Origin of the sequence: Cellvibrio sp. (genome assembly GCF_039207905.1) — a bacterium.
Taxonomy (GTDB): domain Bacteria; phylum Pseudomonadota; class Gammaproteobacteria; order Pseudomonadales; family Cellvibrionaceae; genus Cellvibrio.
Map to the genome: position 1 here is coordinate 192,867 of NZ_JBCECX010000004.1, position 13,398 is coordinate 206,264.

Genomic DNA, 13,398 nt, shown 5'->3' on the forward strand with positions numbered 1-13,398 from the left:
ATGAAAAAAAGCAGAGGTTTTACGTTAATCGAAGTAATGGCTGTGGTGGCGATCGTGGGTATTATTGCTGCGCTCGCTTACCCTGCGTACATGGGGTATGTGCGAAAGGCAAACCGTTCAGAAGCTAAGGTTGAGTTAGCGGATATTGCCCAGCGTTTGCAACGCTGCCACACCAGCGTTTTACGATTTGATGATAAGGACAATTGCCCTGTGTACGAAGACCTCTCGGACACAATAGAAACTCGAGGAGGAGCTGGGTTTTACAAAATTACAATATCTGCTCTTGGGTCAGAATCTACAAAAACTGCGTATATTTTGACAGCTAAAGCTATTCGCGCTCCTCAGACAAAAGATGTAGGGTGCGAAGAGCTAACGCTCACTAGCACTGGTATTTCAGAGCCTAAAGAGTGTTGGTGATTATTAGTGTTGTGTGTAAAAAAACGGCCTTGATTGGCCGTTTTTTTATTTAGAGGTTTTGCCGTCATTCGTCATCCAGTCCCAACTTCTGTAAGCGATAACGTAATGATCGAAAACTAATTCCTAAATGTTTTGCCGCCAATGTTTTATTCCATTTGGCTTGCTCTAATGCATGACAAAGGATTTCTTTTTCCACATCTTGAAGGTATTCATCCAGCGAAGAGTATTCCGCACAGCGAGCGGGGTAATCGACGTGATTTCCGCTTGCTTTCGCTGTAGTTTTTGCAGTCGAATACGTTTTTTCTGCATTGTCGTCAGTCTGGTGATCTTGCCCTCGCAGCTGTAAGTCTTGGGCATCAATAATATTGCTATCGCAAAGTGTAAATGCTCGTTCCAGAATATTTTCTAATTCACGTACATTGCCTGGAAACTGATAGTTCTCCAGCATCTGTTGCGCACTGCGTGAAAGTGTAGGCACGGGCAAGCCAATCTCAAGCGCAAGTTTATTGAGTAGGTGTTGTGTTAGTAGGGCAATATCCTCGCGTCGCTCCCTCAGTGGTGCGACAGAGAGCTGAATGACATTTAAGCGATAAAATAAATCTTGCCGAAAGCGTCCCTCTTTAACTTCTGTTTCCAGATTTTTGTGGGTTGCGCAGAGAACTCGTACATCAGTCACCATTTCTTCTGCCGCACCAACCGGGCGAACGGCTTTTTCCTGAATCGCACGTAAAAGTTTGACTTGCATGTCTAATGGCAAGTCCGCTACTTCGTCAAAAAATAAAGTCCCTCCCTCTGCGGCCTGAAATAGTCCCAGCTTATCTTGATGTGCGCCGGTGAAACTCCCTTTTTTATGGCCAAAAAATTCACTTTCCATTAGTTCGCGCGGAATTGCTCCGCAGTTCACCGCAATAAATGGATGATTAGCGCGTGGCCCTAAATCGTGAATAGAGTGTGCAACCAGTTCCTTGCCTGAACCGGATTCTCCGCTGATGTAGACGGGTGCCTGTGAACGTGCGAGCTTTTCGATGCTGCGAATTAAATCCTGTATTGCTTTTGATTCACCAATAATAGGTGTAAGTTTGGGAACTGGCTGAGGGCTAAGTCGGCTGGACTCGATTGCGGTATTAACAAGTTTGCGTAGGGTTGCGAGATCTACTGGCTTGGATATAAAGTCGAATGCTCCTGCCTTCATTGACTCGATGGCCATATCAATACTTCCGTGTGCAGTAATTACTGCAACAGGTAAATGGGGGTGTTGATGTTGTATTAGCTCCACTAACTCTAGGCCTTTTCCATCGGGCAGGCGCATATCTGTTAAACATAGATCGTAGTGATTGTTCATTAACAGCAGTTTTGCACTGGCAACAGATTCAGCACTGTCTGTTTGGATTTGCATACGCCCCAAAGTGATTTCTAATAATTCACGAATGTCAGGTTCATCATCAATTATTAATGCGCGTTTCTGTGTCATTGTCATTTCCATACTTCTTTTTAGGATGTTTTTTCCGGATGTGCGAGTTGTAAGTGAAAGCAGCTTTCACCATCGTCGGTGCGCCTGTATGAAATAATTGCCTGGTTTGCTTCACATAGTTCTTTGCAGATATACAGACCTAATCCCGAGCCAGTATTTTCAGTTGTAAAAAAAGGCTCGAATAGGTGTTTGTTATTGTCGTTGCTGATTCCTTCTCCATAGTCAATTACCCGAATATAGGGTTGCTGTTGGTTGATGTCCACCCCGATTTCAATGCGCAAGTCAGGGCGGTTTTCTTGTTTGATTCCGTAGCGTATCCCGTTGTCGAACAAATTGGTAAGTACTTGTTGTAATTGACTGGTATCAAATTTTGCATCCAGCATGAAAACCGTGCTGGAGTCATGGGGGGGGGATTTGTCTTGCGGGTCACCAATATTTTTTTCGTGAACTAATATGTTCAATTCATGGCCATTATTCTTGCTTGATTTATAATCTGAAATAAATGCAGGTATCCACTTTTGCAAATTAATTTGAGCGGGTTTAGCTGCTCTGCGCCGAGAAAGCTGCAAGATATTTTCGATAATTTGATTAACTCGTTTACTGTGATTATTAATAATATCCAGTAAACGGTGGTCGCTCGCTTGAATTGTTTCTGATTCTCCCAATAGTTGGCTTGCGTGACTAATTGCTCCCAATGGATTGCGAATTTCATGTGCGATACTTGCAGTCAATCGACCCAATGAAGCAAGCTTTAATTGTTGGGCCTGTTGATTTATTGAGCGAACATCTTCGAGAAAAATCAATACTTCGTTCGCACTATCTGGCTCTAGGTATGCAAAGTTAACTTTGGCCTCGGTAGATGTCCCACCGCTTATTTTCAGGTAGGGCGAGTGGTCACTGGAGCTACGTTGCCACGATTGATACTTTTTATAGAGTTCAGGAAATTGAATCAGTCGCAATTTTTCATTGCCATTAATGGATGTTCCCAGCAGTTTTAGAGCTGCTTGATTGCATAAATCGATATCCAGATTTTTATTCAATACGACAATTCCTGTTCGCATTCTCTCTACAATTAGTTGTGCCAGCTTTTGCAGATGTGCGGCTTGTGCTGCTTGCGCCTCTGCCTCCGCGTAGGAAAGGCGGATTTTTTTAGTAAGATGTTGAAATAGCAGTGCGGTCAGAAAAGCGAGCGCACTAAGTGTTCCTGAGGCGAACAATGATTTGTTGTCGTTGGTAACAATCAGGTAACGAAATGTGCCCTCACCAAGGACGACAATTGTTGTTATGGCTGCAAGGAAAAATGAAATGCGCTCGCGCAGCATAATTCCACCCGCGGCAATAGCTATCAGCAGCAAATATCCCAAGCCAGATATTGCCCCTCCGCTGGCATGCATCAATAAACTGATAGCCACAACATCAATCAGTAGTGATCCGAATAGTTTGCGTTGTGATGGAGAGTATTTTAATCGCCACATGACGATCAAGGTCATGAAATTGATTGCAGTGTAGGTTAACGAGGAATAGAAAAATAATGCCGGGTTATCGCTGCCTAATATTTTGGGGGCAAACTGGATTTGGAACATCAACAACAGCAGGCTGCCGAGTAAGGTACGGTAATAGGTGTAAACGCGCAGCAAATCGTAGGGGTTGTAATTTCGGGGGCTGCTATCAAGAGTAAAGGTCATGGCGTTCTTGAGGATCCTTTTTTCGGGTGCAGGGTAAAATCCGCATGGCTTTAAAGGGCTGGATCGCGGACAATAAGCGCCTTTATATGTGATCTCGGGATAATGCGATCCTGCATGTCTGCATCTGTAGTTACTGAATTATATGGGCTGATTTTGCCAGTTTCTTGTTGCTTGTGCTGCTGTCCTGACCGCGATTCCCAACATATTTTCAGCGACAACCTTTCCACTCCCTACAATTTTGAATTTTATGTCACAGCTACATTTGATCCTCGCCCAGATTAATACCCTTGTGGGGGATATCCCCGGCAATACGGCCAAAGTGCTCTCCGTTGCGAAAAATGCGCTAGCCCAAGGCCAGGTAGATGCAATTGTCTTCCCTGAGCTGACCTTAACCGGTTATCCGCCGGAAGATCTGCTTTTGCGCCCAAGCCTTGAATTGCGTATTGAGCGGGCATTGCATGAGTTGCAAGCTGCGCAACTGCCATTGGCGTTGGTGGTGGGTTATCCCCGCTTTAAAGACGGGCGCTTGTTCAATATGGCTGGCGTTATTAGCGGTGGGAAATTGGTTGCGGAATACGCGAAGCAATGTCTGCCCAACTATCAGGTGTTTGATGAGAAGCGTTACTTCGCGGCGGGCGATAGTCCCTGTGTATTCGATTTAAACGGTGTTCCCACTGCATTGAGTGTCTGTGAGGATATTTGGCACCCCGAGCCTATCGCGCAAGCCAAGGCTGCGGGGGCAAAGCTGATGCTCAATCTCAATGCATCACCTTATCACCAAGGCAAGCAGCAGGAGCGTGAAGCGGTAATTGCGTTGCGCGCGCGCGAAGGTGATATGCCGGTGGTGTACACCAATCTGGTGGGCGGGCAAGACGAGCTGGTATTTGATGGTGGTTCTGTGGTTGTCGATGCAAGGGGCCAGACACGGTTCCGCGCGCCGGCGTTTGCCGAGGGTGAATTTGCGGTAACTCTGGATTGGAATCAGCAGCAGGTTTCCGTTGCTGCGCAATCGCAAGCCGCGCATATCGAGAAGGTTGCCTCGGTATATCAGGCGCTGGTGTTGGGCATGCGTGATTACGTCAACAAAAATCGCTTTAAGGGCGTGGTGCTGGGGTTATCCGGCGGTATCGATTCGGCTTTAACCCTCGCGATGGCGGTTGATGCGCTGGGGGCTGATCGGGTCGAAGCCGTGATGATGCCGTTCCGCTACACCTCGGATTTGAGTAAAGATGATGCCGCAGATGAAGCGGCACGCCTCGGTGTTCGCTACAGCTCTATCAGTATCGAACCTATGTACGAAGCGTTTATGGCCGCGCTCAGCGATGAGTTTGCCGGCACCAAACGCGATACCACGGAAGAAAACCTGCAGGCGCGCTGCCGCGGGGTATTGCTGATGGCGATCTCCAACAAAAAAGGTTATCTGGTACTGACCACCGGCAATAAAAGCGAAATGGCCGTTGGTTATTCAACGCTCTATGGTGATATGGCCGGCGGCTTTGATGCGCTTAAAGATGTGCCCAAAACCCTGGTGTTTGCTCTGTCACGCTATCGCAACACTATCAGTCCGGTGATTCCCGAGAGTGTTATCACGCGGCCGCCGTCTGCAGAGCTGGCGCCGGATCAGAAAGATGAAGACAGTTTGCCGCCCTACGATATTTTGGATCGCATTCTGGAATTGTATGTTGAGCAGGATTTCAGTGCGGAAGCGATTATTAGCCAAGGCTTTAACCGCGAGCAGGTGGAGCGGGTGGTGCGTCTGGTGGATGTGAATGAATACAAGCGTCGCCAGGCACCGATTGGAATTCGTATCAGCCAGCGCGGTTTTGGGCGCGACCGTCGCTACCCGATTACTTCTGGCTGGAAGATGGGCGACTAAGTAGTTGCCCTGATTTCGGCGCAATAAAAAAGGCCGCGATTGCGGCCTTTTTATGCGAGTTGCGTTCGGTGATTATTCCGGACGGTCTACCGCAACTGATTTTTTATACTGCGGATCGTAGATCGCGCGGGTATCAAAACCGGTGATTTCATTTTTGTTGAACAGGCCGAGGGTCAGGTACGCGAGCCAAGGCGATTTGCCGTTGTTGTACATGAAGTTGTAATCAAACTCGCCCTTTGCATTCAGTGCAGGATAATCGGAATAGTTGAGTTTCAGGATTTCCAGAATCTCATTCGATTGATCGGGCATCTTTAACAGGTGATAACCCTGTACCATAGCGGCCAGTGCATCAGGAGTCGCTGGTGACTGGGGGAAGTTTTCCAGTACATAGCGGCCGCGACCAACGGCAGCAACATAGGCGCCGCGTTTGAAGTAGTAGTTGGCGACGTGGATTTCATAGCGTGCCAAGTGGTTGCGCAGGTGCAGCATACGCTTTTTGGCATCGGCCGCGTAGTTACTGTCGGGATAACGGTTGAGCAATTGGGTAAAATTGGCGAGGGATTCACGCGCAGCACCCGGGTCGCGTCTTGAGGTATCTACCGGCATTACGCGTTCAAACATGCCCTGGTCTTTGGTAAATGAGCTCATCCCCAGCATATAGTAGGCGTAGTCCACATTGCGGTGTTGGGGGTGAAGGCGGATAAAACGGTTGGCCGTGGCGATAGCGGCATCCGGCTCGCCCGAGCTGTACTGGGCGTAGATGAGCTCCAGTTGGGCCTGATCAGCGTAGGTGCCGAAGGGGAAGTTCTCTTCCAGCGAGTTCAGGTTCTTGATCGCCGATTCCCACTGGCTGCGCTCAAGTTGTTCTTCGGCGGCGCGATACAAGTCCGCTTCGGTAGTGTATTCAGGCTCTTTGGTGGAGCAGGCGGTCAGCAGCACAAGGGCGCTGAGCATCAAACAGGGCAGAACTCGCATAGGGTTATAGACTCTTATATCGATAAACGAAGGCCCCAAGTTGCGGGGCAGGGTATTTAAACACAGAGCTTGGCGGATACCAATCTGGCAGGAATAAAAGCTCCACTTTTCCGGTTTTTGGCTGATCGACACTTGCCAAAAACGTTCACTAGAGGTTGTTTAATGAAAGATGTTTTTGACCTGAGCGCACAGGTGCCCATTCAGATGAGCGGCATGCGCTTCGACCAGATCGCCTCCGAGTTGTTCCCTGACTTCTCGCGCTCGCGTCTGCAAAGCTGGATTAAAGATGGCCAGCTCAAAGTAGATGGTCGTATTGCCAAGCCGAAAGACAAGTTGATCGGCAACGAATTACTCGAATTGAAGGCAGAGCTGGAAGCCCAGGGCGATTGGGAGCCGGAAGAAATTACGCTGGATATCGTCCACGAAGATGACGACCTGATTATCATCAACAAGCAAGCCGGGCTGGTTGTGCATCCGGCGGCGGGCAATTACACCGGCACGCTGGTGAATGCGCTGCTCAACCATATTCCCGAGCTGATCAATTTGCCGCGCGCGGGTATCGTGCATCGTCTGGATAAAGAAACCACCGGTTTGATGGTGATCGCCAAAACCCTGGAGGCGCACACTGATCTGGTCGAGCAGTTGGCCGACCGCACTGTGAGTCGCGAATACGAAGCTGTTGCCGTTGGCACTATGACCGGTGGTGGTACAGTGGATGCTCCGATGGGGCGCCATCCTCTGCAGCGCAAATTGATGGCGGTGCTTAAAGCGGGCGGCAAGCGCGCGGTGACTCACTACCGTGTTGCTAAACGCTACCCGAGCCATACCCATATCCGCGTGAAATTGGAGACCGGCCGCACCCACCAGATCCGTGTGCACATGGCGCATATCGGCCATCCACTGGTGGGTGACCAAACCTACGGCAATCGTTTCAAAATCCCTAAAGGCGCCAATCAGCATTTGATCGATACTCTCAAAGGTTTCCCGCGTCAGGCGCTACATGCGTTCAAACTGGGATTGGAACATCCGGGCACCGGTGAATACACCGAATGGACTGCGCCTTTGCCGGAGGATTTTAAAAATTTGCTCGAAGCACTCAATACTGGCTACACCCTTGTCGATGACTAAAGTTCAAGGTATCACGCCCGACTGGCCAGCTCCCGCCAATGTGCGCAGCTACATCAGCACGCGCGCTGGCGGAGTAAGCGCGTCGCCCTATGCGAGCAATAATCTCGGTTTGCATGTAGGCGATGATTCGGATGCGGTTGCAAAAAACCGTGCACAGCTCAGCGATGAGTTAGGACTTACACAATCGCCACAATGGCTTGAACAAGTTCACGGCGTGAAAGTGGTGAACGCTAAAAGTGATGGCGTTGTGCGCACAGCTGATGGTAGCTACAGCGATCAATCCGGTCAGGCCTGTTTGGTAATGACGGCGGATTGCCTGCCGATATTGCTGTGCGACAAACAGGGCACACAAGTCGCTGCGCTGCATTGCGGCTGGCGCAGTCTGGCGAAAGGTATTTGCGCGCGTGGCCTGCAAAAATTTACCGCCAAGCCCGGCGATATACTTGCGTATCTCGGCCCTGCAATTTCGCAGCCGCATTTTGAAGTTGGCATTGATGTGCTCGAAGCTTTTTTTAAAGCCGCACGCAATCAGGATCATGCTGAGCAAATCGCCAAGGCTTTTGTATCTGCCCAGCGACCGCTGCATTTTTACGCGGATATCTACGCACTTGCCCGCGCTGAATTAAATGCGCTGGGGGTGACGGCTATTTATGGTGGCGGCTACTGCACCTACGCAGATGAAGCGCGCTTCTATTCGTTTCGTCGCGATAAAGTGACCGGACGTATGGCGAGTTTGATCTGGCGCGAGTAATTTTCTGCAAACTGAATCCAATAACAAGAAAGTTGCATCTAAACTTGTGCATTCAATATTTACTTGAGAGCACCTATGTCCAAGCACCCGTTTAAAATCGAAATTTGTGTTGAAGGAATTGATGGTCTGGTCGCCGCGCAGCAAGCGGGCGCAGACCGTGTAGAGCTTTGTGCGAGCTTACTTGAGGGTGGCCTTACGCCGAGCTTGGGTGTGATCCGTGAAGCCTTGCGCATTGCGGCTATTCCATTCCATGTGATTATTCGCCCGCGTGGCGGTGACTTTTTGTATTCCGAACTCGAATTCAGCAGCATGATCGAAGATGTAAAAGTGCTGCGCGATATGGGCGTTGTGGGGGTGGTGATTGGCTGCCTTACACCCGATGGAAAAATCGATGAGGCGCGCACCAAAGCACTAGTCGATGCCGCGCGGCCGATGAAAGTAACCTGCCATCGCGCCTTCGATATGACGCGCGATTATCGCGAAGCACTCGAAGCGCTGATTCGCACAGGAGTTGACCGTGTGTTGACCAGTGGCCAGCGCGATACTGCTGTTGAAGGTATTGATATACTCAAAGAAACAACCGCAATTGCCGATGGCCGTATTATCATCATGGGCTGCGGCGCGCTTGATGCGAGCAATATTGCGCAGGTTCGCACTGCTACCGGCGTAGACGAAATGCATTTTGCTGCGCTCAAAACGATCAAGAGCGGCATGGATTTTCGCAACCCGCATGTCGGTATGGGCGGCACCGCGCTTGAGCGGGAATATGAAATTACTTTGACCGATGTCGACGCGGTACGTACCACAATCGCAGCTGCGCGCGCAGCGAGTTAATATTTTTATCCATCACTCACAAGGAAATTATTATGGATCTCGATCAAATTGAAAAACTGAACGATCTCAAGCAAAAGGGCTTGATCAGTGAAGAGGAATACCAGCAAGCCAAGGAGCGTATCCTCGGGGCCCAAAAGCAATCGGCTGCACAACCGCAGCCGATAGTGGTGAAGACCAACAATTACGATTACGCGCTGATTTTGCACCTCAGCCAATTTTGTTCCTGGTTCTTCCCGTTTTTGGGTTTGATTGTTCCCTTGATTATGTGGCAAACCAAAAAAGAAGATCCTTATATTGATCAGCAGGGAAAGGTAGTGATGAACTGGGTGTTTAGTGCCGTTATTTACAGTTTGGTTAGTATTATTCTCTGCTTCCTGATTGTGGGCTTTTTCATGCTGGCGATTCTGTTTGTCTGCTCCATCGTGTTCACCATTATGGGGGCAATGGATGCGAACAAAGGCATTATTAAAAATTACCCTATGTCGATTAAGTTTTTTGATGTGCAGGAAACTCCGCGCACTCCGGTTGCCCCAACTGGCGCGCAAAGTTGATCTAACGCAAACAACCTGATTTACCCGCTTAAAGATGACAAGCGGGCCGCTCGGCCCGCTTGAAATCACCCCTCCCGCCCCCACGTCTGCTTCAACCGAGTAGTTCTATTTCGCTTGAGGTAATCCATGCGTATCGACCGTTTAACCAATCAGCTGCAAGTTGCACTTTCCGATGCCCAATCCATCGCCTTGGGGCAGGATCACAGCCAGCTCGATCCCGGCCATTTGTTATTGGCGATGATCGACCAAAAAGGCGCTGCCAGTGTGCGAATGTTATTAAGCCAGGCAGGATTTGATGTCGCTGGCCTGCGTACTTCGCTGAATGAATATCTGGAAAATTTGCCGCAAATTAAAAATCCCACTGGCGAAGTCACTATGTCGCCCGACATGGTGCGCCTGTTAAATCTCGCTGATCGCCACGCGCAAAAAGTGGGCGATAAATTTGTCTCCAGCGATTCAGTACTGCTGGTGCTCATGCATGAATCGCAAGGCGCGGTGCCTGAGTTATTGAAAAAATTCGGCAACGCCCAGCGTTTGCAACAGGCAATCCAAAAAGTGCGCGGCGGTGAAAATGTAGATGATGCCGATTCTGAAGGTAATCGCCAGGCGCTGGAAAAATACACCATCGATTTAACTGCGCGTGCCGAAGCAGGCAAGCTCGATCCAGTGATTGGCCGCGACGATGAAATTCGCCGCACGATTCAAGTGTTGCAGCGCCGCAGCAAAAATAATCCGGTACTTATCGGTGAACCGGGCGTAGGTAAGACTGCGATTGTTGAAGGCCTTGCGCAGCGCATCGTGAACGGTGAAGTGCCGGAAGGTTTAAAAGATAAACGTTTGCTATCGCTCGATTTAGGCGGTTTGCTTGCCGGTGCGAAATTCCGCGGTGAATTTGAAGAGCGGTTGAAATCAGTTATCAACGAACTGAGCAAGCAGGAAGGCCGCATCATTTTATTTATCGACGAGTTGCACACCATGGTTGGCGCCGGTAAAGGCGAGGGCGCAATGGACGCGGGTAATATGCTCAAGCCTGCACTGTCGCGTGGCGAATTGCATTGTGTGGGCGCAACTACGCTTGACGAATATCGTAAATATATTGAGAAAGATGCTGCACTCGAACGCCGCTTCCAAAAAGTATTGGTTGATGAACCCAACGAGTCCGACACCATTGCGATTTTGCGCGGTTTAAAAGAGCGCTACGAAGTTCACCACGGTGTAGATATTACTGACTCTGCGATTATCGCTGCAGCAAAATTGTCCCAGCGCTACATTACCGACCGGCAATTGCCCGATAAAGCGATTGATTTGATTGACGAGGCAGCAAGCCGCATCCGCATGGAAATTGATTCCAAACCGGAAGAGATGGATCGCCTTGAGCGCCGCTTGATTCAATTTAAAATTGAACGCGAAGCGGTAAAAAAAGATGAAGATGAGGCAAGTAGAAAACGCCTTGCCAAACTCGATCAGGATATTGATAAATTCGAGCGCGAGTTAAACGATTTGGAAGAAATCTGGCGCGCGGAAAAAGCCGCTTTGCAAGGCTCGCAAGAAATTAAAAGTCAGCTGGAGCAAGCGCGATTTGAAATGGAAGAAAAGCGCCGTAAGGGCGACCTCGCGCGTATGAGCGAATTGCAGTACGGCATTATTCCGCAATTGGAAAAACAGCTGGATATGGCTGGCCAAGCGGAAATGATGGAAATGAAATTGCTGCGCAATAAAGTCACTGAAGAGGAAATCGCCGAAGTGGTTTCCAAATGGACCGGCATTCCCGTTTCCAAAATGCTGGAAGGTGAGCGCGAAAAATTATTGCGCATGGAGGAGTCACTGCATAAACGCGTAATCGGTCAGGATGAAGCTGTGGTGGCCGTTGCCAATGCTGTGCGCCGCTCGCGCGCCGGTTTGAGCGATGCCAACCGTCCCAATGGTTCGTTTTTATTTTTAGGGCCAACCGGTGTTGGTAAAACGGAACTCTGTAAATCGCTGGCCGAATTTTTATTCGACACTGCTGATTCTATGGTGCGAATCGATATGTCGGAATTTATGGAGAAACACTCGGTCGCCCGTTTGATCGGCGCACCGCCGGGTTATGTTGGCTATGAAGAAGGTGGTTATCTGACGGAAACTGTTCGTCGCAAGCCTTACTCAGTTATTTTGCTCGACGAAATCGAAAAAGCGCATCCCGATGTATTCAATATTTTGTTGCAGGTATTGGACGATGGTCGCTTAACCGATGGCCAAGGTCGTACAGTGGATTTCCGCAATACGGTTATTGTCATGACTTCGAATTTGGGTTCGGACCGCATTCAGGAATTAGCGGAAGATAAATCGTTTGATACCGTGAGCTTCGACAGTTTCGCCAATGACGACATGAACAATTCGCTCAACAATGAAAATCGCTACAACGCAATGAAAGATGCGGTGATGGAAGTAGTTTCCGGGCATTTCCGCCCCGAATTTATTAACCGCATCGACGAAGTGGTGGTTTTCCATCCGCTCGGGCGCGCACAGATTCGCGGTATCGCCGATATCCAGTTGGATTTGTTGCGCAAACGTTTGGCGGAGCGCGAGCTGAGTTTGGAATTGGATGATGATGTAATGAGTAAACTGTCCGATGTCGGTTTCGATCCCGTGTATGGTGCACGTCCGCTTAAACGCGCAATCCAGCAGCTGATCGAAAATCCATTGGCGCAAGATATTCTCAGCGGGAAATTTATACCTGGCTCCATTATCCATGGAAAATTACTGGGCGATAAAATTGTTTTCGAACCGAAGCGATTGAATTGATAATTGGATCGAAAATTCTTTGCCCCTAAATAAAAACGGCCATCATTTGATGGCCGTTTTTATTTTGTCTTGAGCGAGTTTATTCACACGCTTGATCGATAATAGATTGGGCAACTTTACGTTGTTCAGCTTTGTCGTCTTCCGTCATGATTACCGAATTGCCATTGCCATCCTGGGTTTTTATGCGGGCAACAGTATTGAGAATATTCAGGTTTTCGCGCGCCTGCGCACAGCGAGTAGGGTCTTTGAGGGAATCCAATTCATTAGTCGCGGCAGCGGTCTGGTTCGCAGGAGTTGCCGTAGGTGTGGTAGGTGCGGCTACCGGTGCTGGTGTTGGATCACTATGCCCGGTACGGGTTTTCACCAATGTTGCCTTTACATCTTTGGGTGGGTGTTCTCCATAGTGAACAACGCCTTTACTGTCCTTCCAGGTATACACCTTTGCCGCCAAAACATTTTGGGCAGCCAGAATACCGAGCAGACAGAAGCCGAGAATACGCAAATACTTCATGGTTTTACCTTAGTAGCGAATGCTTTTATCAAAAGAGTTGAGCCAACTATAGACCTTATGCCGGGAGAGTGAAACTGCGAAGGCCAAATCTGTGAGCGCGCGCAAGCTGGCGTGGATTGGCGGCTCAAGTTGTCTGGATTTCCCCTGTCGCCAGATCGTCAGGGTTAAAAAGTGTGCTAATTGGCGTTAATTTCTTGACTTTGCTGTTTATCTTGGGAGAATTGCTGTTCCGCTAGATGGCTGCAGATGCCCCTAAGCTTGGGCGTTACTCTGCTTCCCGCCAAGTCACCCTCTTGGCGACCCATCTAATGGTCGGGTTCCTACCAGAACCTTGCCTGAGAAAGCCGTTGCATACCTGCCCGGTTTTCGCTGATCCGATCCTGACCTTGCCGGGTTTTGATCGTGGATCATTCAC

11 protein-coding genes are annotated in these 13,398 nt (G+C 49.2%); 7 read left to right on the forward strand and 4 right to left on the reverse strand.

Annotation, left to right across the window (positions count from 1 at the left end):
• On the forward strand, window positions 1–417 hold the full coding sequence (locus AAGC78_RS03775; protein WP_435782700.1) for a type IV pilin protein: 417 nt from the start codon (window positions 1–3) through the stop codon (window positions 415–417).
• A gap of 64 nt (window positions 418–481) precedes the next feature.
• Here AAGC78_RS03775 and AAGC78_RS03780 read toward each other — a convergent pair whose 3' ends face one another.
• Together AAGC78_RS03780 and AAGC78_RS03785 are read right to left on the reverse strand one after the other, a co-directional pair.
• A complete protein-coding gene (locus AAGC78_RS03780; protein ID WP_435782701.1) occupies window positions 482–1,888 on the reverse strand; it encodes a sigma-54-dependent transcriptional regulator in 1,407 nt (468 codons plus the stop codon).
• Window positions 1,889–1,908: 20 nt separating this feature from the next.
• Window positions 1,909–3,471: a sensor histidine kinase gene (locus AAGC78_RS03785; RefSeq protein ID WP_435782702.1), complete on the reverse strand. Its 1,563-nt coding sequence runs from the start codon at window positions 3,469–3,471 to the stop codon at window positions 1,909–1,911.
• 349 nt (window positions 3,472–3,820) lie between these two features.
• On the opposite strand from AAGC78_RS03785, the gene AAGC78_RS03790 reads away from it, so the two are divergent.
• Window positions 3,821–5,449, forward strand: coding sequence for an NAD+ synthase (locus AAGC78_RS03790; protein WP_435782703.1), 1,629 nt, complete (start codon window positions 3,821–3,823; stop codon window positions 5,447–5,449).
• Between the two features lie 72 nt (window positions 5,450–5,521).
• On the opposite strand, the gene AAGC78_RS03795 is transcribed toward AAGC78_RS03790, so the two are convergent.
• A complete protein-coding gene (locus tag AAGC78_RS03795; protein ID WP_435782704.1) occupies window positions 5,522–6,424 on the reverse strand; it encodes an outer membrane protein assembly factor BamD in 903 nt (300 codons plus the stop codon).
• A 162-nt stretch (window positions 6,425–6,586) separates the two neighbouring features.
• On the opposite strand from AAGC78_RS03795, the gene rluD reads away from it, so the two are divergent.
• The 5 genes from rluD (at window position 6,587) to clpB (ending at window position 12,472) form a co-directional block, all read left to right on the forward strand.
• On the forward strand, window positions 6,587–7,552 hold the full coding sequence (rluD, locus tag AAGC78_RS03800; protein ID WP_435782705.1) for a 23S rRNA pseudouridine(1911/1915/1917) synthase RluD: 966 nt from the start codon (window positions 6,587–6,589) through the stop codon (window positions 7,550–7,552).
• Complete coding sequence (gene pgeF / locus AAGC78_RS03805; RefSeq protein WP_435782706.1) at window positions 7,545–8,303, forward strand: peptidoglycan editing factor PgeF; 759 nt, start codon at window positions 7,545–7,547, stop codon at window positions 8,301–8,303. The genes rluD and pgeF overlap by 8 nt, the downstream gene beginning before the upstream one ends.
• A 75-nt stretch (window positions 8,304–8,378) precedes the next feature.
• Entirely contained in the window at window positions 8,379–9,137 is a 759-nt protein-coding gene (locus tag AAGC78_RS03810) for a copper homeostasis protein CutC (protein ID WP_435782707.1), read from the forward strand.
• Window positions 9,138–9,169: 32 nt separating this feature from the next.
• A complete protein-coding gene (locus AAGC78_RS03815) occupies window positions 9,170–9,688 on the forward strand; it encodes a DUF4870 domain-containing protein (protein ID WP_435782708.1) in 519 nt (172 codons plus the stop codon).
• A 126-nt stretch (window positions 9,689–9,814) separates the two neighbouring features.
• Window positions 9,815–12,472, forward strand: coding sequence for an ATP-dependent chaperone ClpB (gene clpB, locus AAGC78_RS03820; RefSeq protein ID WP_435782709.1), 2,658 nt, complete (start codon window positions 9,815–9,817; stop codon window positions 12,470–12,472).
• Window positions 12,473–12,551: 79 nt separating this feature from the next.
• Here the strand turns inward: clpB and AAGC78_RS03825 are convergent, their stop codons facing one another.
• A complete protein-coding gene (locus AAGC78_RS03825; RefSeq protein ID WP_435782710.1) occupies window positions 12,552–12,983 on the reverse strand; it encodes a DUF4124 domain-containing protein in 432 nt (143 codons plus the stop codon).
• Between the last annotated feature and the right edge of the window lie 415 nt (window positions 12,984–13,398).

What these genes read in the sequence shown, in the direction of transcription:
- rluD (WP_435782705.1), top strand. Translation starts at nt 6,587, where the DNA reads ATGAAAGATGTTTTTGACCTGAGCGCACAGGTGCCCATTCAGATGAGC.
- pgeF (WP_435782706.1), top strand. Translation starts at nt 7,545, where the DNA reads ATGACTAAAGTTCAAGGTATCACGCCCGACTGGCCAGCTCCCGCCAAT.
- clpB (WP_435782709.1), top strand. Translation starts at nt 9,815, where the DNA reads ATGCGTATCGACCGTTTAACCAATCAGCTGCAAGTTGCACTTTCCGAT.
- AAGC78_RS03790 (WP_435782703.1), top strand. Translation starts at nt 3,821, where the DNA reads ATGTCACAGCTACATTTGATCCTCGCCCAGATTAATACCCTTGTGGGG.
- AAGC78_RS03780 (WP_435782701.1), bottom strand. Translation starts at nt 1,888, where the DNA reads ATGACACAGAAACGCGCATTAATAATTGATGATGAACCTGACATTCGT.
- AAGC78_RS03810 (WP_435782707.1), top strand. Translation starts at nt 8,379, where the DNA reads ATGTCCAAGCACCCGTTTAAAATCGAAATTTGTGTTGAAGGAATTGAT.
- AAGC78_RS03795 (WP_435782704.1), bottom strand. Translation starts at nt 6,424, where the DNA reads ATGCGAGTTCTGCCCTGTTTGATGCTCAGCGCCCTTGTGCTGCTGACC.
- AAGC78_RS03775 (WP_435782700.1), top strand. Translation starts at nt 1, where the DNA reads ATGAAAAAAAGCAGAGGTTTTACGTTAATCGAAGTAATGGCTGTGGTG.
- AAGC78_RS03785 (WP_435782702.1), bottom strand. Translation starts at nt 3,471, where the DNA reads ATGTTCCAAATCCAGTTTGCCCCCAAAATATTAGGCAGCGATAACCCG.
- AAGC78_RS03825 (WP_435782710.1), bottom strand. Translation starts at nt 12,983, where the DNA reads ATGAAGTATTTGCGTATTCTCGGCTTCTGTCTGCTCGGTATTCTGGCT.
- AAGC78_RS03815 (WP_435782708.1), top strand. Translation starts at nt 9,170, where the DNA reads ATGGATCTCGATCAAATTGAAAAACTGAACGATCTCAAGCAAAAGGGC.